The 22,034-nt window shown below is 61.4% G+C and carries 22 protein-coding genes; 16 read left to right on the forward strand and 6 right to left on the reverse strand.

Annotation, left to right across the window (positions count from 1 at the left end):
- Positions 1-39: 39 nt before the first annotated feature.
- Positions 40-1,482 carry an aldehyde dehydrogenase family protein gene (locus CPter91_RS00125; protein WP_061935357.1) on the forward strand — a complete coding sequence of 481 codons (1,443 nt, stop codon included), beginning with the start codon at positions 40-42 and terminating at the stop codon, positions 1,480-1,482.
- Between the two features lie 24 nt (positions 1,483-1,506).
- Here CPter91_RS00125 and CPter91_RS00130 read toward each other — a convergent pair whose 3' ends face one another.
- Positions 1,507-2,535 (reverse strand): aldo/keto reductase, encoded by a 1,029-nt coding sequence (locus tag CPter91_RS00130; protein WP_061935360.1) that lies wholly within the window; start codon positions 2,533-2,535, stop codon positions 1,507-1,509.
- A gap of 327 nt (positions 2,536-2,862) precedes the next feature.
- Between CPter91_RS00130 and CPter91_RS00135 the strand changes: the two genes are divergently transcribed.
- The 3 genes from CPter91_RS00135 (at position 2,863) to CPter91_RS00145 (ending at position 4,169) form a co-directional block, all read left to right on the forward strand.
- The gene (locus CPter91_RS00135) at positions 2,863-3,096 is read left to right on the forward strand and encodes a hypothetical protein (protein ID WP_061935363.1); all 234 of its coding nucleotides are present in this window, start codon (positions 2,863-2,865) and stop codon (positions 3,094-3,096) included.
- Between the two features lie 423 nt (positions 3,097-3,519).
- On the forward strand, positions 3,520-3,825 hold the full coding sequence (locus CPter91_RS00140) for a hypothetical protein (RefSeq protein ID WP_061935366.1): 306 nt from the start codon (positions 3,520-3,522) through the stop codon (positions 3,823-3,825).
- A 149-nt stretch (positions 3,826-3,974) separates the two neighbouring features.
- Positions 3,975-4,169 carry a hypothetical protein gene (locus CPter91_RS00145; RefSeq protein WP_061935368.1) on the forward strand — a complete coding sequence of 65 codons (195 nt, stop codon included), beginning with the start codon at positions 3,975-3,977 and terminating at the stop codon, positions 4,167-4,169.
- Between the two features lie 263 nt (positions 4,170-4,432).
- Here CPter91_RS00145 and CPter91_RS00150 read toward each other — a convergent pair whose 3' ends face one another.
- Together CPter91_RS00150 and CPter91_RS00155 are read right to left on the reverse strand one after the other, a co-directional pair.
- Positions 4,433-5,533, reverse strand: coding sequence for a hypothetical protein (locus CPter91_RS00150; protein ID WP_061935371.1), 1,101 nt, complete (start codon positions 5,531-5,533; stop codon positions 4,433-4,435).
- Positions 5,534-5,669: 136 nt separating this feature from the next.
- Positions 5,670-5,996, reverse strand: coding sequence for an antibiotic biosynthesis monooxygenase family protein (locus CPter91_RS00155; RefSeq protein ID WP_061935375.1), 327 nt, complete (start codon positions 5,994-5,996; stop codon positions 5,670-5,672).
- A 180-nt stretch (positions 5,997-6,176) separates the two neighbouring features.
- On the opposite strand from CPter91_RS00155, the gene CPter91_RS00160 reads away from it, so the two are divergent.
- On the forward strand, positions 6,177-6,917 hold the full coding sequence (locus tag CPter91_RS00160) for an alpha/beta fold hydrolase (protein ID WP_082792476.1): 741 nt from the start codon (positions 6,177-6,179) through the stop codon (positions 6,915-6,917).
- A gap of 109 nt (positions 6,918-7,026) precedes the next feature.
- Here CPter91_RS00160 and gstA read toward each other — a convergent pair whose 3' ends face one another.
- Positions 7,027-7,632 (reverse strand): glutathione transferase GstA, encoded by a 606-nt coding sequence (gene gstA, locus CPter91_RS00165; protein WP_061935381.1) that lies wholly within the window; start codon positions 7,630-7,632, stop codon positions 7,027-7,029.
- A gap of 131 nt (positions 7,633-7,763) precedes the next feature.
- Between gstA and CPter91_RS00170 the strand changes: the two genes are divergently transcribed.
- From CPter91_RS00170 to CPter91_RS00175, 3 genes are all read left to right on the forward strand, one after another.
- Positions 7,764-8,105, forward strand: a complete 342-nt coding sequence (locus CPter91_RS00170) for a winged helix-turn-helix transcriptional regulator (RefSeq protein WP_061935383.1) — start codon at positions 7,764-7,766, stop codon at positions 8,103-8,105.
- 115 nt (positions 8,106-8,220) lie between these two features.
- The gene (locus CPter91_RS26815) at positions 8,221-8,376 is read left to right on the forward strand and encodes a putative periplasmic lipoprotein (protein WP_156479855.1); all 156 of its coding nucleotides are present in this window, start codon (positions 8,221-8,223) and stop codon (positions 8,374-8,376) included.
- A 35-nt stretch (positions 8,377-8,411) separates the two neighbouring features.
- Positions 8,412-9,008 (forward strand): SIS domain-containing protein, encoded by a 597-nt coding sequence (locus tag CPter91_RS00175; RefSeq protein ID WP_061935385.1) that lies wholly within the window; start codon positions 8,412-8,414, stop codon positions 9,006-9,008.
- A gap of 39 nt (positions 9,009-9,047) precedes the next feature.
- Here the strand turns inward: CPter91_RS00175 and CPter91_RS00180 are convergent, their stop codons facing one another.
- A complete protein-coding gene (locus CPter91_RS00180) occupies positions 9,048-9,416 on the reverse strand; it encodes a 2OG-Fe(II) oxygenase (RefSeq protein ID WP_417924833.1) in 369 nt (122 codons plus the stop codon).
- A gap of 385 nt (positions 9,417-9,801) precedes the next feature.
- On the opposite strand from CPter91_RS00180, the gene CPter91_RS00185 reads away from it, so the two are divergent.
- The 4 genes from CPter91_RS00185 to CPter91_RS00200 are packed head-to-tail and all read left to right on the forward strand — an operon-like array spanning position 9,802 to position 14,507.
- Positions 9,802-11,748, forward strand: coding sequence for an arylsulfatase (locus CPter91_RS00185; protein WP_061935387.1), 1,947 nt, complete (start codon positions 9,802-9,804; stop codon positions 11,746-11,748).
- Positions 11,749-11,761: 13 nt separating this feature from the next.
- A complete protein-coding gene (locus CPter91_RS00190; protein WP_061945655.1) occupies positions 11,762-12,796 on the forward strand; it encodes a formylglycine-generating enzyme family protein in 1,035 nt (344 codons plus the stop codon).
- A gap of 23 nt (positions 12,797-12,819) precedes the next feature.
- Entirely contained in the window at positions 12,820-13,563 is a 744-nt protein-coding gene (locus CPter91_RS00195; protein WP_417924834.1) for a MetQ/NlpA family ABC transporter substrate-binding protein, read from the forward strand.
- Complete coding sequence (locus CPter91_RS00200; RefSeq protein WP_061935389.1) at positions 13,557-14,507, forward strand: hypothetical protein; 951 nt, start codon at positions 13,557-13,559, stop codon at positions 14,505-14,507. Before CPter91_RS00195 ends, CPter91_RS00200 begins: the two co-directional genes overlap by 7 nt.
- Position 14,508: 1 nt before the next feature.
- Here CPter91_RS00200 and CPter91_RS00205 read toward each other — a convergent pair whose 3' ends face one another.
- Entirely contained in the window at positions 14,509-15,234 is a 726-nt protein-coding gene (locus CPter91_RS00205) for a GntR family transcriptional regulator (protein ID WP_061935391.1), read from the reverse strand.
- A 261-nt stretch (positions 15,235-15,495) separates the two neighbouring features.
- On the opposite strand from CPter91_RS00205, the gene CPter91_RS00210 reads away from it, so the two are divergent.
- From CPter91_RS00210 to CPter91_RS00225, 4 genes are all read left to right on the forward strand, one after another.
- On the forward strand, positions 15,496-16,713 hold the full coding sequence (locus tag CPter91_RS00210; RefSeq protein WP_061935393.1) for a pyridoxal-phosphate-dependent aminotransferase family protein: 1,218 nt from the start codon (positions 15,496-15,498) through the stop codon (positions 16,711-16,713).
- Positions 16,714-16,821: 108 nt separating this feature from the next.
- Positions 16,822-18,105 carry an MFS transporter gene (locus tag CPter91_RS00215; RefSeq protein WP_061935395.1) on the forward strand — a complete coding sequence of 428 codons (1,284 nt, stop codon included), beginning with the start codon at positions 16,822-16,824 and terminating at the stop codon, positions 18,103-18,105.
- Between the two features lie 41 nt (positions 18,106-18,146).
- Positions 18,147-18,914: a 2-keto-4-pentenoate hydratase gene (locus tag CPter91_RS00220; protein WP_061935397.1), complete on the forward strand. Its 768-nt coding sequence runs from the start codon at positions 18,147-18,149 to the stop codon at positions 18,912-18,914.
- Positions 18,915-18,957: 43 nt separating this feature from the next.
- Positions 18,958-21,996, forward strand: coding sequence for an FAD-binding and (Fe-S)-binding domain-containing protein (locus CPter91_RS00225; RefSeq protein ID WP_061935400.1), 3,039 nt, complete (start codon positions 18,958-18,960; stop codon positions 21,994-21,996).
- Positions 21,997-22,034 lie beyond the last annotated feature (38 nt).

Below are 22,034 nucleotides of genomic sequence, written 5' to 3' on the forward strand. Positions count from 1 at the left end.
CTCCCTAATACATATAAAAATAACCATCAAAGGCAGACAATGAACACCTTCGTGAATGAAGTCGGCACCGAGCTCGACCAGGTCAAGAGCGAGATCCTGCGCGTATTCGACCGCCAGCGCGCCACCGCGCTGCGCCTGCGGCAATCCGGCAAGGCCGAACGCATCGCCAAGATCCGCAAGCTGAAAGCAGCGGTGCTGGCCAATCGCGAGGCGATCATCGCCGCCGGTTTTGCCGATTTCGGCAAACCTGCCGCCGAGGTCGAGCTGACCGAAATCCTGCCGGTGATCGCCGAAGCCAACGACGCCATCCGCAAGCTGGGCAGCTGGATGAAGCCGAAGAAGGTGTGGCCGTCGCGGCTGTCGGTCGGCACCCAGGGCTATATGCAATACGAACCCAAAGGCCGGGTGCTGATCGTGGCGCCGTGGAACTATCCGGTCAACCTCAGCCTGGGGCCGCTGGTGTCGGCGCTGGCGGCCGGCAATGCGGTGATCGTCAAGCCTTCGGAAATGACGCCGCATGCTTCCGCCGTGATCGGCAAGATCCTGCGCGCCGTCTTCACGGAGGACGAGGTGGCGCTGTTCGAGGGCCCGGCGCCGGTGGCGCAGGCCCTGCTGGAACTGCCTTTCGATCACATCTTCTTTACCGGTTCGCCGGCAGTCGGCAAGATTGTGATGGCCGCTGCGGCCAAGCACCTGGCCAGCGTCACGTTGGAACTCGGCGGCAAGTCGCCGACCATCGTCGACGAAACGGCGGACCTGGCGATGGCCGCTCAGAATATCCTGTGGGCCAAGTTCACCAACAACGGCCAGACCTGCATCGCGCCCGATCACGTGTATGTGCATGCCAGCGTCAAAGACGCCTTCCTGCAGCATTGCATCGCCACCCTGGAAAATGCCTACGGCAAGGATGCGCAGCAGGCCGCCAGTCCGTTCCTGGCGCGCATCGTCAACGAGCGCCATGCGGAGCGCGTCAAGACTCTGCTGGACGATGCCAAGGCGCGTGGCGCGCGGGTGGTGACCGGCGGCCAGGTCGACGCCGGCCAGCGCTATATTGCGCCGACCCTGATCGACGGTATTCCGGACGATGCCAAGATCATGAGCGAAGAAATCTTCGGCCCGCTGCTGCCGATCATCGGCTTCACCGATCTGGCGACGGTGATCGCGCGCATCAATGCCGATCCCAAGCCGCTGGCGCTGTACATGTGGAGCCGCAAGCAAGCCAATATCGACCAGGTGATGCAGCAGACTACTTCCGGCGGCGCCTGCATCAACCATTGCGTGGTGCAGTTCCTGCACGGGAACCTGCCCTTCGGCGGCGTTAACAATTCCGGCATCGGCAGCGGCCATGGCCACCACGGCTTCCTGGCGTTTTCTCACGAACGCGCGGTGGTGCGCGGCCGCATCATGCTGGCCAAGATGTTTTACCCGCCCTACACCGCCACCACGCGCAAGCTGATTTCGCTGTTCATCAAGACGGTCTGAGCCGTCGCCCGCACCGCAACTTGCCTAGCGGGCCGTGGCTTCCACCGCGGTCGGGTCGGCGAGGTTGTCGATGAACCAGTTCGGATAGACCGGCGCCAACGGCGTGGCGGCGTCCAGTTCTGAGACTTCTTCGGCGCTCAGCTTGATGCTGGCCGCGCCCAGGTTGTCTTCCAGTTGCGGCAGTTTCGAGGCGCCGATGAGGATGCTGCTGACGGCATCCTTGGCCAGCAGCCAGGCCAGCGCCACTTGCGCCACGCTGGCGTTGTGGCGGCGGGCGATGGCGCGCATGTGCTCGACCACTGCAAAGCCGTGTTCCTTGTCGAAAGGCAGCAGGTCGAAGCCGGAGAAGCGGTTATCCGGGTTCGACAAGGTTTGGCGGGTGTATTTGCCGCTCAGGAAACCGGAAGACAGCGGACTCCACACCGTCATGCCGAGGCCATAGCGGCGCATCATCGGCAGCACGTCGCGCTCGACATCGCGGCCCAGCAGCGAGTAGTGCATCTGGCCGTGGGTGAACGGCGCCAGGCCATTGGCCTTCTGGATTTCCAGCGCCGCTGCCACCTTCCAGGCCGACCAGTTGGAAAAGCCGATATAGCGCGCCTTGCCGGATCGCACCACTGCATCCAGCGCCCACAGCGTTTCTTCCAGCGGCGTGTGCGGGTCTTCGCGATGCGCGATGTAGATATCCACCCAGTCGGTATTCAGGCGCTTGAGGCTCTGGTCGATCGACCACAGGATGTGCCGCCGCGACAGCCCCGACTGGGTCAGCGCCGGCCCGGTGCGAAAGCCGACCTTGGTGGCGATCACGACATCGTTGCGGCGCGCTTTCAAGGCATGGCCAAGCAGGGTTTCCGATTCGCCGCCGGCATAGCCGTCCGCAGTGTCGAACAGGTTGACGCCGGCGCTCAGGGCATGGCCGACCAGCTCGTCGGCCAGCTGCGCGCCGACCTTGTAGATGGCGCCGATATCTTTATTGCCGGAAGTGAAAGTCATGGCGCCGAACGCCAGGCGGGAAACTAATAGGCCGGTCTGGCCGAGCTTGGTGTATTGCATGGTGGGTCTCCTGACAGACGAATGAAGTGGGGTGCGACAGACAGCAGGAAGATCAGGCAATGGTGCCTTGGAGAAACTGTTCGAGAATTGTACGATATTCCCGCCACGGTCGCCGGAGTGCGACTGCTATGCGTGCTCACATCGAGAGCAAAGGAACAATGCATGTTGTGCTGCCAAGTACCGGATATGTTGCCGAATACCAAATAAACGTATTTGGGTAAAATATCTGACAGCGAGGTGTTGTCAACCAAATCTCGCCAGCCGCGTTTTTAAGCTTATGCCGCAGCAAACGCGGATGTTAACCTCAACCATTTAAAGGATTGAAAAATGAAAAAGCTGCTAGGTGTTGCTGCACTCCTCATCGCATTTGCGCCATTCGCCCAAGCTCAGGACTCCAGCGGTGTCTTGGCTAGCCATCCGGACGCGCGCAATGACCGCACGCCAGTGGAAGCTGCTGCGCCAGCCAAGCACGTGAAGGCCAAGGCGCATCACAAGGCTGTCAAAGCCAAGGCAAAAGCAGCTGAAGCCAAGGATGCCGCTAAAGAAGCCGCTCCTAAGTAAATCAGGGCACCGCATGCCGTGCCTGGCACGAGCATGCACCACAGAAGGCCATGGGCGCGGAAACACCGCACCCGTGGCCTTCTGGCATTTGGCGTGATGGAATGAATTTCTGCGCGGCTCGGCCGCCATGCGCTACAGCAGCAACGCTCTGTCATCGCGCCGCACCACATCGCATCGCTGCCTTGATTGCCGATCAGCAGGCCTGCCGCTTCTCTCCAAAAAATATTGCGCTGGTGTAGCATCGCGCTCCTTTACCAGGCGCGATCCCGAAAAATTCTCGTGATCGAAACGAGATCGCACGCTGCAAATGTCGGAAGTTGTAACGGCATGTAATAGCCGTCAACATCTCGCCGGCGCCACTCGTTAATTGCTCAGGACCTCGGGAATTACCTGAGTTAATCAAGATAACTTTAAGGTGCACAAATGAACAAATTAATCGCTACTCTGATCGCTGGCCTGTTTGCTACTTCCGTTTTCGCTCAAGCCGCTGCGCCTGCTGCTCCAGCAGCACCTGCTGCCGCCGCAACGACGACCCAGGCAGTAAAAGCCGATGCCAAGACAGAAGCCAAGGCAGCGCCTGCAGCAGCCAAAGTCAAGACTGCAAAAGCTGAAAAAACCAAGGTCGCCCATAAGGCAGCCAAGGTAAAAGCCAAGGCCCCTGCAGCGAAGACAGAGGCTAAGGCAGACGCCAAGGTGGACGCCAAGGCCGCTGCTCCTGCCGCTAAATAAAACCCGATAGTCGTGCAGATCGCGACTATGATAAACATGGCGGCCTGATTGCGTAAACCGCAGTCAGGCCGCCATGCTGCGTTCCGGCTTGGAACAAGCTTTCTCGGCATTTAAAAATTCCGTTGTTCGATATTTTCAAGGAGTAGGTCATGGGTATTCTGGAAGAAGTCATTGGCGCTGTAGTGGCCGTTGAAGGTGTCAAGAAGTTGGATCCGAACGCATCCATCCTGACTGAAGGCATTGCCGCTGTTGCCGGCTACAAGGGTGTGGAAGCGGTTACCGAACACCTGGAAAACAAAGAAGCAGAAAACAAAGAGGGCGATGTCCCTGATCAGCCTGCCTGATTGAAAAGGTTCATCAGACTTTTCTATGGGTGCAAAAATATTGACATGTAGGGTGGGCACGCTTTTGTGCCCACGCGGATAGCGCTACAGCGTGGGCACAAAAGCGTGCCCACCCTACCTCTCATGTACGATAGTGTCCCCTTACCCACAGAGAAGTCTGAACAACCATTGAAAAAATAGCTGTTGATTTAAAAGGATGAAATTTTCTCGGAGGGGAAAATTTCATCTTTCGCATTATTACGCTTTACGACTTCTGATTCAGGTCACGGCAGATGCGGGCAAGACGCCGGCAGTGGCTGGCCGAATATGGCCGCTTGGCCGCAGGCCGATCCGAACATGCCGCGGCCGTCATGGCCCACGCCGGGCACTTGCACCACGCTCTGATTCAGCGCCGCCGGATGGCGTCCCTGCAGATATTTGAAATAGGACAGGCCGCGCGCCAGCCGGTACGGGCCTTGCGCCATCGCCGGGCATGAGCGGTCGATGAAATGCGTATACGGATTGGTGTCCGCCATCCCCAGCAGATAGACTACCTTGCGCGCCGCATAGCGTGCTTCGATGCCGCCCAGGTCTTGCTGCGCGACATAGGCCGGCAGCTGTTCCATGCCGTATTTCCAGCGATTCACGCGTGGGCAGTAGGTGGTCGTCGCCGCTTGGAAGCTGCCGTCCGGGCTTGGCCTGCGCTGGTCGAAATACAGATAGCTTGACGGATTAGCCACCACGTAGCGCACCTTGATCCCGGCATTGGCCAAGCTTGCCTCTGCCTGGCCGGCGACGGCATAGCGCTGGACGATCTGGGCCCCGGCGGAATGGCCTGAGACCACTACTTCTGTCAGCGCCGGATAGAGGGTGCGATCGCTGAAGTGTGCCAGCAAGGCATCCATGGCGCTGAAGGAACTGAGCGGCGCCGGGCTCAGCGCAGGATCGCCGCCTTTCCAGCCTTCCTGCGTCCAGGCCAGGGTGTCGGGCGTCAGTTTGAATGCCGCGATGTCTGGCAAGGTCAGGAATTGCGGGGCTGCCACCAGGGTGCCGGCGCCCGCCGTACCGGCTTCATCCACCGCCAGTTGGCCGTCGGCAAAATAAACATCGGCATTGCGCAAGGTGCCATGCACCACGATCAGCACGCGTTTGACATCCGCGGCGGCGGCATTGAGCGGACGGTCGGCATAGACCGGCAGCATGCCGCTGCCTTGCGGCGTCTTCACGGTGATACGCTGATCGGCGATTTTCTTGACTGGGGCGTCCAGCACTGACGACTCTTTGGTGGCAGCATTCGGAGGCTGCGCCGCCAGCGCGCTGTTTCCGCCAGATGATAAAAAGAGGCAAGCAGCGGCGGCGAGGCCGACGGTTCGGCTGGCAGGCATGTGAGCTCCTCTACAGAACGCAATAAAGCAGATTCTGGCACGAAAACCCCCGCAGGATGCGCCTGCGTTTCACAATCTCGTCAGGTGCGACGGTTGTTCGCTGCTGCCTGCTCGAGCCTGGGCTCAAGCGGCAAGTTCAAACGCTTAGTTCGAGCGCCTGGTAATTGCCCAGATCGGCCTGGATGCCGAGCCGGTTGAACATTTCCTGCGGGTGGAAATCGGTCTGGGCGTGTAGTGTGCGCGCTGCGATTTTTGCCGCCTCGATCGACGCCAGGTCGGCCCATCCCAGCACCGTGACGTAGTTGTAGGAACCCGGGCCGGAGGTCTGCTCCAGCACCAGCTCCTGTGTGCAGCCGGGTAGCGAGCGCAGCAGCGCGTGGGTGCTGCGGACGCGGGCCAGGAATTCCTGTTGCGCCGCTGCCGGAACGATGAACTTGTCTACTCTGTAAATCTGGGAAGCCATGACTGTTTCTCCGATCGGTTAACTTTGTGCCGCACTGGCGTGCAGCAAGAGGATTTCAGATGCCTGGGCGAGTGTAAAACTTCAAGCAAACTTGAAGTCAAGCAAAAAATAACGCAGACGATCCGAGTTGAGGTAAGGTAGCGCAGCTCCATCTTTTCATCCCCGTTTTCCTGGTCGATCATGCAAGCCATCGAGTCTTTTGACGTCTCTTACGAAAATGCCATCCTGAAGGGCGACTTCCACCCTGCCGCATCCTCCCGGCACATGCTGCTGTTGCACGGCGCCGGTGTCAGTTCGCGCGCTACCGCCAGCCGTTCCGGCTTGAGGCCGGCGCTGCAGCAGCGCGGGATCGCTACCACTTCCTTCGACTGTATCGGCCATGGCGACACCGGCGGCGTCTTGTCGATCTCGTCGTTGCACAGCCGCACGCGCCAGGCCGAGGCGGTGATCGCTGCCAGGAAGTTGGCCGGCCCGTTGGCCAATCCGCTGGCCGGTCCGCTGGTGATCTGCGGCGCCAGCATGGGCGCCTATAACGCTATCCGGCTGACGCAAACGCAGCAGGTCGCCGGTCTGGTCCTGATCGTTCCCGGGGTGTATACGCCGGCCGCATACAACCTGCCGTTCGGACCGCAGTTTTCAGAAGTCATCCGCCGCGACCGCAGCTGGGCCGGCAGCGACGCCTGGGAAATCCTCAAGCAGTTCAAGGGAGATTTGCTGGTAATTGCGGCCGAGCGCGATGCCGTTATCCCTTTGGAAATACCGGAGCGGCTGGTGCTGTCTGCGCGCCAGGCGCGCTCGCGCCGGCTGCGAGTGGTGGCGGATGCCGACCATAACCATTTGTTCCCTCTGCTGACGGCAGAACGTCCGGCGGAATTCGATGAGCTGATGGCACTGATGGCCGGTTGCGGCCGGCAGCACTGAGCCGGCAGCCCTTAAAAACGGCTACCTGCGGCTGTCGATGAGGTAGGGTGGGCAAGTTCTTTTGCCCACGCGGCACCGGGCAGCATTCGCGTGGGCGCCAGTGCCCACCCTACGCCAATGCTTCCGCTGCCAGTGCCGCCTTGACAGTGGCGCGTGCACCGATGTCTTTCATGTAAGCGGCAATGGCCGGCCATTGCACCAGGTCGATGGCAAACAATGCGGTCCAGCGCAGCACCGTAAACAGATAGGCATCGGCGACGCCGAACTGCGGCCCGAGCAGATAGTCTTGCTGCGCCAGTGTCGTCTCCAGCAACCCCAGGCGCCGTACCAGCTTTTCCTTGAGGATGGTTTTGACCTGCTCCGGCAGCGCCGCATTGAACAGCGGCGCCAGCCCGGCGTGGATTTCGCTGCCGATGAAGTTCAGCATCTCTTGCAGCCGCACACGCTCCCAGCTGCCGGGCGGCGGCGCCAGTTCCGCCTGCGGCTTGAGGTCGGCCAGGTACTGCACGATCGCCGGACCTTCTGTCAGCACCTGGCCGCCGGCCAGCTCCAGCGCGGCGACATAGCCTTTCGGATTGATCGCCAGGAAATCGCGGCCGTCGGCGGTTTTCTTGGTCTTGTTGTCGACCCTGACCAGTTCGAACGGCAATTCCAGCTCACGCAGCACGATGTGCGGCGACAGCGAACAAGTCTCGGGGGCAAAATACAATTTCATGCAAATCTCCTGTGCAGCCGCGCCCTGCGCGCGATGGAGGAGAGTATGGTGACGGTGGTTACTATTGTAAAGAAGGCAGTATTTTGTTATATAGGTACATAAATTATACTTAGATTATATTCAGGACTCGCATGAAAAAGAATGTTTCCGGCTGTTCCGTGGAGGAAGCCATGCTGCTGCTGGGCGGCCGCTGGCGATTGTTGCTGGTTTCCTACCTGCTGGACGGGCCGAAGCGCTTCAACGACCTGCGCCGCGACATGCCGAATATTTCGCAGCGCATGCTGACGCTCGATCTGCGCGCGCTGGAAGCCGCCGGACTGGTGCTGCGCACGGTGTATGCCGAGGTGCCGGTCAAGGTCGAATACCGTCTCACGGCCGATGGCCAGCGGCTGCACAAGGTAGTGGCGGTGGTGAAAGAATTCGGGCTATGGCTGAAAGCAGAACGCCGGCCGGCGGCGCAGGATGTGGCGTAGATACGGACCTTATAGACGAACCTGCAGTATGATTCAGGCAAGCAGGCGCTCCGCTCCGGAACGTTTCAGCTGACAACCTGTCTGTCAGTACACCCACTTGATTCATGAGACTACAATGCGCCGATTCTTTTTCATCATTGCCAGCTTCCTGCTTGTTGCCTGCGGCCACGTCGCCCCTAACGGCGACAGCGGCAATGGCAACATCAGCGGCAGCAGCGTCACGCCTTACGGCGTGATCGATACCGGCGTTACCCGCACCATCAACCGCTAATCATCAAGCGTCAATACGCGAACGGAGTTTTCAAAGTGAAGCAACACATCAACGCAAGCCTGGTCGAAGCACAGCAGTCACTCAATGCCCTGCTCGCCAATCCGGCGGCGCTGGACACGATTGAACAGGCAGGCCAGCTGCTGATCGATGTGTTCCAGCGCAAGGGCCGGGTCTACTCCTGCGGCAACGGCGGCTCGATGTGCGACGCCATGCATTTTGCCGAAGAACTGACCGGCCGCTACCGGCTCGACCGCGCCGCCCTTGGCGCCACCGCCATCAGCGATGCCGGACACCTGACCTGTGTTGGCAACGACCACGGCTACGAACAGGTGTTCTCGCGCTACATCGAAGGCCACGGCCGTGCCGGTGATTGCCTGCTGGCGCTCAGCACCAGCGGCACCAGCAAGAACATCATCCGCGCGGCGCAGGCAGCGCAGGCGCAAGGCATGAGCGTGATCATCCTGTCCGGCAAGCGCAGCGAAGTACTGGAGGCGCTCAGCAGCGTCTACATCTGCACCCCGGGCGGCAAATTTGCGGACCGCGTGCAAGAGCTGCACATCAAGGTCCTGCACATCCTGATCGAGCTGGTGGAGCGTCACTTCTTCCCCGAAAATTACGCCGACGGCCAGTAACCGCAGCAGCAACAATGGCGGCGCTACTGCGGCGTCCGCCTATTCCCCGATAATCCATCCGATCGACAGCACATAGCGGCTGCCGCCCTCCACGCGCGTCACGCTGTGCTCGCACTGATCGGGCCGGAACAGCTTGATGCGTGAGGTCGACAGGATAGGTGCGCTGCAGATGAATTCACCGCCGCGCGGCGAGCGCTTGAGCACCAGGTTCAGGCGGTAGTGCTTGCCACGGGCGACCGCATCCGTGTGCGGCGGGATGTGCGCGCCGACCGGATAGCGGATCAGGTAGCTGTCGAAAGGCAGCGGCCAGCGCGCCGTCAGCAACAGCATCTTGTCGTAGCCGCCATCCTGTCTTCCCGCTTGCCATTTGAATGCGACAGCCAGATAGTCGCGCAGATTTTTCAGCATGTCTCTCATTTCCGTGATGGCCGTCCGGCCATCGAATCACAGGCATTTCACATTCTATTTGAAATCGGTTTTCGTCTCCCGATTCCGCATATCGATATGCGGAATCCACCCATGCATTTGTCCACATAAGCTAATAGATAGTAAGTAGTTTGTGAAATTCGCAGAATTTTTTACGATGCATGCTCACTGAATGCGGGGTGATATGACAGGCCATTTTTCTTACCGGATAGTTGGCCGCGTCGTCCGTAACCTGCCCGGCGCACCTGCCCGTGCATTGGATAACCGAAGACTGCACTCCCGCTGCTGAAAGCGCACAGCGCCTTTTTTAACGGCGCTATTTCCATGGTTTGCCAAATTGCCCGCCGCAAGAGCGGGCCGAACAATAATGAAAAATTTCAGATCGCAATCAATCCGGCTCGGCGTCATCGCCGCTGCCGCGGCCAGCCTGGTGATGCTCGCCTCCTGCGGCGATTCCGATAGCGGCATCGGCAAAAGCGTTTCCAATGCATCCAACGTGCAGAAGCGGCCCAATATTCTCTACATCATGGCGGACGATCTCGGCTACTCCGATATCCATGCCTTCGGTGGCGAAATCAATACGCCGAATCTCGATGCGCTGGTCGGCAGCGGCCGCATCCTGACCAACCACCACACCGGCACGGTGTGCGCGATCACACGTTCGATGCTGATTTCCGGCACTGACCATCACCTGGTCGGCGAAGGCACCATGGGCGTGCCGACCGATGAACGTAAAGGCCTGCCGGGCTATGAAGGTTATCTGAACGATCGCGCGCTGTCGGTGGCGCAGTTGCTGAAGGATGGCGGTTACCACACCTATATGGCTGGCAAGTGGCACATCGGCTCGGGGATTCCCGGCAGCCCGTCCGGCGGCGGCCAGACTCCCGACCAGTGGGGCTTCGAGCACAGCTACGCCTTGCTGGGCGGCGCTGCCACCAATCACTTTGCGCACGAGCCAGCCGGTTCAAAAAACTACACCGAGGACGGCAAGTATGTGCAGCCCGGCCAGCCTGGGCAACCGGGCGGCAGCGGCGGCAGTCCGGCGATCTTCTACTCCACCGATTTCTATACCCAGCGCCTGATTTCCTATATCGATTCCAACAAGGCCGACGGCAAGCCGTTCTTTGCCTACGCCGCGTTCACCTCGCCGCATTGGCCGCTGCAGGTGCCCGAGCCTTACCTGCATAATTACAGCGGCAAGTACGACCAGGGCTACGACGCCATCCGCAATGCGCGCATCGCCCGCCAGAAGACGCTGGGTATCATCCCGGCCGATTTCACGCCGTTCGCCGGCGTGCCGGAGAAGCTGGCGCAGTCGCCTGCCACGGTCAACAACGGCACCGCCAACGCCAAATATATCAGCGCCGTGCACAGCGCTGCGCAAGGCTATTCGGACTACGGTCCGGGTGTGGTCGACAAGGCCTGGGACAGCCTGTCGCCGGCGGAAAAGAAAGCGCAGGCGCGCTATATGGAAATCTACGCCGGCATGGTGGAAAACCTCGACCACAACATCGGCCTGCTGGTGCAGCACCTGAAGGATATCGGCGCCTACGACAATACCTTCATCATGTTCCAGTCGGACAATGGCGCGGAAGGCTGGCCTATCGATTCCGGCGCCGATCCTACCGCCACCGATACTGCCAATGCCGCCAATCCTGTGTATGCAGCGCTCGGCAGCGACAACGGTTTGCAGAATGCGCAGCGCCTGCAATACGGCTTGCGCTGGGCCGAAGTCAGCGCCACGCCGTTTCGCCTGACCAAGGGCTACGCTACCGAAGGCGGAGTGTCGACGCCGCTGGTGGTGCACCTGCCTGGCCAGACCACGCAGCTGCCGACTTTGCGGCCATTTACCCATGTGACCGACAACACCGCGACCTTCCTGGCTGTGGCTCAGATCGCTGCGCCCGCTACGCCGGCCCCGCCGCTGTTCAATAGCCTGACCGGCGCTGACCAGAACAAGGGCAAGGTGGTCTACAACAACCGCTATGTCTATCCGATCACCGGCCAGTCGCTGCTGCCTTTGCTCAACGGTACGGCGACCGGCCTGGTGCATGCCACGCCGTTCGGCGACGAAGCCTACGGCCGCGGCTATCTGCGCAGCAGCGACGGCCAATGGAAGGCCCTGTGGACTGAACCGCCCAACGGACCGCTGGATGGTCACTGGGAATTGTTCAATCTCGCCACCGATCGCGGCGAGAACAATGATGTCTCGACGCAGAATCCCTCAATCATCAGCAGCCTGGTCCAGCAGTGGAACAGCTACATGAGCGGCGTCGGCGGCGTCGAACCGCTGCGCCCGCGCGGCTATTATTGAGCGCGCCATGGCGATCAAGCTCTGGCTGATAGGCACGGCGACGCTTGCCGCCGGCGTGCTGGCGGCGGCGTTGACGACATCGCTGGCAGCCGCCGGTAGCGAAGGGGTTGACCGTCTGAACCGCAGCCGTTCGCTGGCGGCGCTCGGTTCTGAGCCCCAATGTGAAGCCTATTCCGGCTTGCCGGCGCACTGGCGCAGCGATGCTCAGGCCGGCATGGTGCATCTGCACGGCGGCGAGTTCGTGCTGGGCAGCAGCGCTGGCTATGAAGACGAACGGCCGGCCGGCGATGGCAAGACCAAGGTGGGCGGCTTCTGGATCGACCAGACCGATGTCACTAATGCCCAGTTTGCGTCCTTCGTCAAAGCTACCGGCTACATCAGCGACGCCGAACGGCAAGGCGGTGGCGCGGTATTCCATCAGCCAACGCTGGAAGAACTGAATGCACGGCCGCTGGCCTGGTGGCGCTGGGTGGCGGGCGCTTCCTGGCGCCATCCGCAAGGACCGGCCAGCGACCTGTCCGGCCTCGCCAGCCAGCCGGTCACGCTGGTGACGCAGGCTGATGCGCTGGCCTACGCGCGCTGGCTGGGACGCGATCTGCCGAGCGAAGCAGAATGGGAATATGCCGGCAAGGCCGGCCACGATGGCGCCGAGCTTGACACGGCGCCGCGCGATGCCCATGGCAAGCCGACCGCCAATTACTGGCAAGGCGTATTTCCTCTGGTGAACAACAATGAAGACGGCCACGTCGGCCTGTCCCCGGTCGGCTGCTATGCAGCAAACGACTTCAAACTTTACGATATGGTTGGCAACGCATGGGAATGGACCAAGGATGTTTACAGCGGCCCGCATCAGTCGCACAGCAATGGCGATACCGCCTCGGTGGCGCCGGCCGGCCGCCGCCACAATACGCCGATGGTGATCAAGGGCGGTTCCTTCCTGTGCGCGCGCGACTATTGCGTACGCTATCGCGCTTCCTCGCGCGAACAGCAGGAAGCCGACTTGCCGGCCTCGCATATCGGCTTTCGCACCATCCTGCGCGACAGCTGAGCCTGGTCTTTGGATTGCTGCTGGTGCAGTATGCGTTTGCCGCCGCACCAGTGCCACAGCTGTTCAGGATCGGCGTGACGCCCGGCGTGCATGCGGAAATCCTTGAACAGGTGCGCAGCGTTGCGCAGACGCAGGGTCTGCCGCTGGACGTTGTCATATTCGCGGATAAGACAGATATAGACGCAGCACTGGCAGCGCACAAGCTGGACGCCGCCAGCTTCGAAGATGGCCAAAGCTTCGAGGCAAAGCGCCAGCGTGATGGTTTGGCCAACGCCGGCAGCACGGTGACGCTGCCGATGGCGATCTATTCGCGCCAGCTGCAGAACTTGACGCAATTGCAGCGCGGCGCCAGCATAGCGATTCCGGCCGATGCCGCCGGCGCCGCACGGGCGCTGGTCTTGCTGCAGAATTTCACTTTGCTGACCTTCAATGACCGCGCCGGCCTGCACGCCACGCCGGCCGACATCACCAGCAACCGGCTGCGCCTGAAAATCATCCAGCTGCCGCGCCAGCGCCTGTACGGTGCGCTGGACAAGGTGGCGTTCGCGGTGATCGACAGCAGCGACGCCCTCCGCGTCGGCCTCTATCCGGCGCGCGACAGCCTCGGCATCGAAGACGCCCGTTCGCCCTGGCAAGGTGTGCTGGCAGTGCGCGCTGCCGATCGCGCGCAGCCATGGGTAAAGCAGCTGCTGGCAGCCTATCATTCGGAAGCGGTGGCGCATTTCATCCTGACACGCTACCAGGATTCGGTGCGGCGGCCATGGTGAACAGCTACGCCTTCGGCTGCACGGCTTGCGGCAAATGCTGCAACAGCCCGCCGGCGATGGCCTTGCCTGAACTGTTCCGTCACCGCGACCTGTTCGTCGGCTGCCTGGCGATCAGCCGCACGCCGCGCCGGCGCAGCGGCGAACGCTTGCGCGTCGGCCGTGAGGAGCATGTACTGAGCGCCAGCGATGCGGCTGCCTGCGACACGCTGGGAGAGACCTTGCTGCATGGCGCCGCCAATCGCCACGGCGTTTTCTTTAACCTGGTGGCGCAAGGCTATGACTACCCTTCCCTGGCGCGCTGTCCCGCCCTGCAGGAGGATGGCTTGTGCGCCATCCATGCCAGCGGCAAGCCGCTGCAATGCGCAGTCGTGCCGCTTGATCCCTTGCTGCCGGATAGCTTGCAGCATCTGGCCCTGGCCGGACGCAGCATCGGCGCCGCGTATATCGGCGCTGAGTGCATCCAGGCCGGGGAACGCAGCGGCATGGCGACACTGGTTGGCGATGGCGAGATCCATGATGCGGCGGCGCGCGAGGTCATTGCGCACCGCCGCTGGATGCTGGCGCAGGAACACGAACTATGGGGGCGCGCGGTATTTGCGTCCTTGCGCAGGGAGCTGTTCGATGCGCAGGACGTGCTGGGCCGGATTCCTGCGGATGGTTTCTTGAGCATTTCGATCGCGCCGGCCTTGCTTGCCGTGGCCGGCGTTTCAGAGCGTTGCCGTCAGTTGTCGCTGACCTATATCGATAGCCAGCTGGCGCTGATCGAAAAGACGATTGCCCAGGCGCTGCTGCGCCGGCGTCTGGATGAGCGACCGCATACGCGGGAACTGCGGGGATTTTCCGAGGCTTACCTGCGTGCGCGCGCAGCGTTGGTGTTGGCGTCACCGCCGCAGACGATGCCCATGGCCGCAGCGCAACGCTTCGAAGCTTACCTGGCCGCCTGACTCAAGGCAGCGTTTCGGTTTTGTCCGTCGTCGGCAAGGCCGCCGCGCTCAGCACGGCGTCGCGCTTGTCCAGCAAATGCTGGCGCAGTACTGCGGCCAGCCGCTTGCCGTCGCGCGCTTCCAGCGCTTTCACCATTTCGTCATGGTCGTGCGCTGCGCTATCCCATTTGTGCGGCTGGAAGTTGGACTTGAAGCGCAAAGCTTGCAGGCGCCGGTTCAAGGTCAGGTAAGTCTGGCGCAGCACCGAATTGCGGGCGGCGTCGTTGATCTTGTCGTGGATCGCCTGGTTGCGGCTGTAATAGCCGGGCAGGTCGTTCTGCGCCTTGCAGGCCAGCATCGCATAGTGCAGGGCCTTGATCTCGGCCAGTTCGACCGGCGTGATGCGGTCGCAGGCCAGCTCGCCCGACATGGCTTCCAGGCCGCTCATCAGCTCGAAGGTTTCCCAGATTTCGGTTTCCGTCATCTTCGATACCGAAGCGCCGCGGTTCGGCGATATCTCTATCAAGCCTTCGGCCGCCAATACCTTCAGCGCTTCACGCAGCGGCGTGCGCGATATGCCCAGGGTTTCGCACAGCTCCCGCTCATTCAGCTTGGTGCCCGGCGTCAGCACCGCTTCGACGATCAGGTTGCGCAAGTGGTCCACCACCGTGTCATGCAAACGCTGACGTTCCAGTTTCGGCACCAGCGGCGCGGCTTTTGTTTCTTCGCCAATTATCGCATTTTGCATTCAAAATCCTTTTCTACGCGTTAATCCCTATTTTAACATCAAACCTGGCGCTCAAGAATTCTTGCCTGGAGAGGCACGAATGTGAATGTAAATATGCAGAAAAAGGTGAATAAATTCAAAAATACGACTGTTTTTGCCGTTTTTTCTGATTAAAAGGCCGATCCCTGAAGTCGGATAATCGCAAAAAGTCCTTTACGTCCGGAATCCTGACTGCTAAAGTATTTTGAATGCAAAATACAATTTGTTCAAAAGGAGACGTAAATGTTGACACTAAACTTCCATCCGGCCGGCCGTCATTTCCTGCAAATCCCGGGCCCGAGCCCGGTGCCGGACCGCATCCTGCGCGCCATGAGCTACCCCACCATCGACCATCGCGGCCCGGAATTCGGCGCCCTCGGTCTGCAGGTGCTGGCCGGCATCAAGAAGATCTTCAAGACTGAACAGCCGGTGGTGATCTACCCGGCCTCCGGTACCGGCGCCTGGGAAGCGGCGCTGACCAATACCTTGAGCGCCGGCGATACCGTGCTGATGTATGAAACCGGCCATTTCGCCACGCTCTGGAAAAAGATGGCGGAAGCGCTGGGCCTGAAGCCGGAGTTCCTCGGCTTGCCCGGCATCGAAGGCTGGCGCCAGGGCGCCCAGGCTGACCGCATCGAAGCGCGCCTGCGCCAGGACCGCGAGCACCAGATCAAGGCGGTGTGCGTGGTGCATAACGAAACCTCGACCGGCGTCACCTCCGACATTGCCGCCGTACGCCGCGCGATCGACGCCGCCGGCCATCCAGCCTTGCTGATCGTCGATACCATTTCCGGCCTGGCCTCGGTCGATTACCGGCATGACGAATGGGGCGTCGACGTCACCGTCTCCGGTTCGCAAAAGGGTTTGATGCTGCCGCCGGGCATCAGCTTCAACGCGGTATCGCAGAAAGCCATTGCAGCCAGCAAGAGCGCCAGGCTGCCGAAAGCATTCTGGGACTGGACCGACATCATCGAAATGAACCAGAGCGGCTACTGGCCCTACACGCCTAACACTAATTTGTTATACGGCTTGTCGGAAGCGCTCGACATGATCCTCGGCGAGGGGCTGGACAATGTCTTCGCCCGCCATCAACGCCTGGCCAGCGCCTGCCGCGCCGCGGTGCGCGCCTGGGGCCTGGAGATCCAGTGCGCCGATCCTGCGTTGTACTCGCCGGTGCTGACCGGCGTCATGACGCCGCCTGGCTTCGACGCCGATGCGATCCGCAAGACCATCTATGAAAACTTCAACATGTCGCTCGGCACCGGCCTCGGGAAAATGAAGGGCGGCATGTTCCGCATCGGCCACCTGGGCGAAGCCAACGACCTGACATTGATGGCGACGCTGGCAGGCTGCGAGATGGGCCTGAAACTGGCAGGCGTGCCGCTGGCCGGCAGCGGCGTGGTGGCGGCGATGGACAACCTGGCCGCGCAAAAGAGCAAACCGGTATTGAAAGCAGCATAGAAAGCGAAACAGCAGAAAGCGCTCCGGCACCGTCCCTCAGAGGACGGGCGGAGCAAGGATCACGATGTCCTGCGGCGTTTGCCGGCCACCATAATATTGGAGACAACAATGAAACACCTGCGTTTGCGCGCGACCACGGTCGTGCTGATCATGTTATGCCTGATGTATTTCATCACCTACCTGGACCGCGTCAACGTCAGCACCGCCGCGGCGGGATTCGGCAAAGAATTCGATCTGTCGAAAACCCAGATCGGCCTGGTGTTTTCCGCGTTTGCCTACCCCTACCTGGTGTTCCAGATCATCGGCGGCTGGGTCAGCGACAAGTTCGGCGCCAAGCGCACCCTGATCTATTGCGGCATATTGTGGGGCATTGCCACCATCCTGACCGGCTTTGCCGGCGGCCTGTTTTCGCTGCTGCTGGCGCGGCTGCTGCTGGGCCTGGGCGAAGGCGCCACCTTCCCCGCCGCCACCAGCGCCATGTCGCGCTGGGTGGCCAAGGAAAACCGCGGCTTCGCCCAGGGCATCACCCATGCCTTCGCCCGCATCGGCAATGCGGTGGCGCCGGCGCTGGTGGTGTTCATCATGGCCACCCACGGCTGGCGCGAATCCTTCTATATCTGCGGGGTGATCAGCCTGGTTTGGGTACTGGTGTGGGCATTTGTGTTTACCGAACATCCGGAAAAACATCCGCGCATCACCAAGGAAGAGCTGGCGATACTGCCGGCGGTGAAAAAAAACACGCCGAAGATTCCATGGGGACCGCTGTTCAAACGCATGCTGCCGGTGACCATCGTCTATTTCTGTTACGGCTGGACCTTGTGGCTGTTCTTGAGCTGGATTCCGCAATATTTCCTGCACAGCTACGACCTCGATATCAAGAAATCGGCGCTGTTCGCTTCCAGCGTGTTCTTCGCCGGCGTGCTCGGCGATACCCTGGGCGGCATCGTCAGCGACAGGAACCTGAAGCGCACCGGCAACCTGAAGCGGGCGCGCAGCCAGATGGTGTCGGTCTGCATGCTGCTGACACTGTTGTCGCTGCTGCCCTTGCTAGTCACCCATAATGTTTACGTCTCGATACTTTGCCTGAGCGCCGGCTTCTTCTTTGCGGAAATGACGATCGGCCCGATGTGGGCGATCCCGATGGATATCGCTCCGCAGTACTCGGGCACCGCCAGCGGCATGATGAATACCGGCTCGGCGCTGGCGGCGATCATCTCGCCGGTGCTGTCCGGCTACTTGATCGACCGCTTCGGCAGCTGGGAACTGCCGTTTGTCGGCAGCATGATCCTGATGGGACTCGGCGTGCTGCTGGCGTTCCGCATGCAGCCCGACAGCAAGTTCGAGCACGGCGTGGCGGATGGCGCGGCCAGTCCGGTGAAAGCCGGCGCCTGAATAGACCGGCCATGCAGGCATCGTTACAACCAAGGATTTTCATGACTTCTTCGCAATCTCCACAAGAGCGGTTGGCACGCCTGCTGAGCACGGCCTACGGCAACCATGAGGCAGCTGAATGCATCCCGCAGGAGCTGGAGCCGGCCAGCGCCGAGGAGGCTTACATGGTGCAGCAGGCATTCCTGCGGCACGGGCAGGCGCAGATCGGCGGTTGGAAGATCGGCGCGAAATCGGCGCAGGGACCGATACAGGGAGCGCCCTTGCCGGCGCAGCGCATCTATCCGACTACCTCGGTGATCGAACGCGCTGATTACCCGGTGCTGGGCCTCGAGCTGGAAATCATGTTTTGTTTCGATATAGATTTCCAGCCGGGAGCAGCGCCGATGCCGGAACGGGAAGTCATGCGCCACATCGGCAGCATGGCGGCCTCGATAGAGCTCGTTTCCAGCCGTATCGCCGGCTGGCCGGATGTGCCCAAGCTGAGTCAGTTGGCGGACCTGCAAAACCACGGCGCCCTGGTCAGCGGCGAATTTGTCGCTTACGACGCCGCTTTCCCGTTCCTGAATCCGGCTGCGCACCTGACCTTGAACGGCAAAGATCTGTTCAAGGGCAGCGCCAGCAATCCTGCCGGCGACCCGCGGCGCCTGCTGGGCTGGCTGGTGAACCATTGCAGCACGCAGGGCATCAGCCTGCCTGCCGGCACGATGATCACTACCGGGTCCTATACCGGCATCCATTTTCCGGAAGAACCTGGCCTGGTGATCGGCCAGATTGCCGGTTTGCCGACGATACATTTCGAGCTGGCTTAAGCCGGGCATCGGTAATTTTTCAAGTTTTTGACAGGACGCCATCATGCTGGTCAAGCCCATCCACCTAGTTCCTCGCAGCCCAACGCCCGCGACGTCGTCGGCCACGCCACTGGCCGCGCAATTACGGCGCGAACTGCGTGGCGAAGTCTTGTTCGAGCGGGCCGACCGCGGCCGCTACGCAACCGATGCCTCGATCTACCAGATCATGCCGCTTGGCGTCGTGGTACCGCGCGACCAGGACGACCTGCTGCTGGCGCTGGACATCGCCCGCAGCCACCGCATTCCAGTGCTGGCGCGCGGCGCCGGCACCAGCCAGTGCGGCCAGACCGTGGGCGAAGCGCTGGTGCTCGACAACAGTAAATGGCTGAACCAGGTCATCGATTTCGATGCCGCCGCGCGCACCGTGACGGTGGAGCCCGGCATGGTGCTGGACCATCTCAATGCCTGGCTCAAGCCGCACGGCCTGTGGTTCCCGGTGGATGTCTCGACCGCGGCCCAGTGCACCATAGGCGGCATGGCCGGCAACAATTCCTGCGGGTCCAGGTCTATCGAGTACGGCAACATGGTGCATAACGTGGCCGCCATCGATGCGGTGCTCGCAGATGGTACGCAGGGACATTTCGGGCGCCTGGAGCAGATGGCTGCAAGCGGCCGCATCGGCGATATCGTCGCCGGGCTGCAGCGTATCGCCGTGCGCGAACGGGGCGAGATTGCCGAGCGCGTGCCCAAGGTGCTGCGCCGGGTCGGCGGCTACAACATCGATCTCTTCGATTGCCAGAATCCGCGCGCCTATACCGATGACGGCATGGCCAACCTGGCGCACATCCTGGTCGGTTCTGAAGGCACGCTGGCCTACAGCCGCCAGCTCACCCTGGCGCTGGCGCCGCTGCCGGCGCACAAGGTGCTGGGCGTGGTGAATTTCCCGACCTTCTACCAGGCCATGGACCTGACCCAGCACATCGTCAAGCTCGGCCCGACCGCGGTCGAACTGGTGGACCGCACCATGATCGATTTATCGATCAGTAATCCGGCCTTCAGGCCGGTCATCGAAAAGGCTCTGAGAGGCCGGCCGCAAGCGATCCTGCTGGTCGAATTCGCCGGCGAGCAGCTGGACGCGCTGTTGCAGAAGCTGGCCAGCCTGGATGAATTGATGGCCGACCTGCAGCTGCCCGGCGCGGTGGTGCAAATGTCCGGCGCCGCCGAGCAGAAAGCCCTGTGGGATGTGCGCAAAGCCGGCCTCAACATCATGATGAGCATGAAGGGCGACGGCAAGCCGGTATCCTTCATCGAAGACTGCGCCGTGCCGCTCGAACACCTGGCGGAATACACCAGCCAACTGACCGAGGTATTTCACAAATACGGCACCGAAGGCACATGGTATGCCCACGCCAGCGTCGGCACCCTGCACGTGCGGCCGATCCTCGACATGCGCCGCGGCGGCGCCAAGGACATGCGGGAAATTGCCGAAGCTGCCTCCGCGCTGGTGCGCAAATACAAGGGTGCCTACTCCGGCGAACACGGCGACGGCCTCTGCCGCGGCGAATGGGTGGCCTGGCAGTACGGTCCGAAGATCAACGCCGCCTTCAGCGAAATCAAGGCCTTGTTTGATCCGGAAAACCGCTTCAATCCGGACAAGATCGTACGGCCGCCGAAGATGGACGACGCCGCCAATTTCCGCTTCGCCCCCGGTTATGCCGAGCTGCCGCATCAGCCCATGCTGGACTGGTCTGCCTGGAACGTCAAACGCGATCCGCTCAGCGGCGAGGAAAGCGCGGCCGGCACTGGCGGCGACCGCAGCGGCGGCCTCGCCAAGCTGGTGGAAATGTGCAACAACAATGGCCATTGCCGCAAGTTCGACGCCGGCACCATGTGCCCCAGCTATCGCATCACCAAGGATGAAAAGCATGTTACGCGCGGCCGCGCCAACACGCTGCGGCTGGCGCTCTCCGGACAGTTGGGCAGCGCTGGCCTGGCCAGCGCCGAAGTCAAGGAAGTGCTGGATCTGTGCGTTTCCTGCAAGGGCTGCAAGCGCGATTGCCCGACCGGGGTCGACATGGCCAAGATCAAGATTGAGGCGCGTGCCGCCTGGGTCGGCCAGCACGGCCTCAGCCTGCGCGAGCGGCTGGTCGGCTTCATGCCGAAATATGCGCCGTACGCCGCCAGCCTGGGCGGCCTGATCGCCGCCGCCGATAAAGTTCCGCTGCTGTCGAACTGGCTCAAGCAGCGCATCGGCCTGGCGCCGCAGCGCGCCTTCCCGCAGTTCAAGAGTGCGTTCCTGAATACGGCAAAACCTAACGTCGCCAGCGAACGCGAAGTGCTGCTGTTCGTCGATACCTTCAACAATTACATGGAGCCGGAAAATGCTCGCGCCGCCCAGCAGGTGCTGGAAGCCGCCGGCTACAAAGTCCATTTCAACACGGCCGCCGGCGCCCGGCCCTTATGCTGCGGCCGCACCTATCTGTCGGCCGGCCTGGTCGAGCAGGCCAAGGCCGAGGCGCGCAGGACGCTTGACGCATTGCTTCCCTATGTCGAACGCGGCATCGCCATCGTCGGCCTGGAGCCTTCTTGCCTGCTGTCCTTGCGCGACGAATTCCTCAGCTACGGCTACGGGGAAGAAGCCCGGAAACTGGCGCAGTCGGCCTATCTGTTTGAAGAGTTTCTAGTAAGGGAAAAAAAGGCCGGCCGGCTACAGCTGGACCTGAAGCCGCTGCCGGGCAACAAGGTTTTGCTGCACGGGCATTGCCATCAAAAGGCTTTCGATGCCTTGCGCCCGGTGCAAGCAGTACTGGCCTGGATCCCGCAGGTGGAGCTGTCGACGGTTGAATCCTCCTGCTGCGGCATGGCCGGCAGCTTCGGCTATGAAGCCGAGCACTATGAGGCGTCGATGGCGATGGCGGAACTGACGCTTTTGCCTGCGGTGCGCAAGGCGGGCAAGGATAGCATCGTGGTCGCCGATGGCACCAGTTGCCGGCATCAGATTGAGGACGGCGCGCAGACAAGCGCATTGCATGTGGCGCGGGTGCTGGCCTTGGCTTTGGCATCGCGCGGAGCTGATCAGAACGTTTCAGATAAAGGAGTGTAGTTATTTCTGCAAGTCATGTGCGACAATGTTTCCATCTG

It is taken from the genome of Collimonas pratensis, from assembly GCF_001584185.1.
Classification (GTDB): domain Bacteria; phylum Pseudomonadota; class Gammaproteobacteria; order Burkholderiales; family Burkholderiaceae_D; genus Collimonas; species Collimonas pratensis.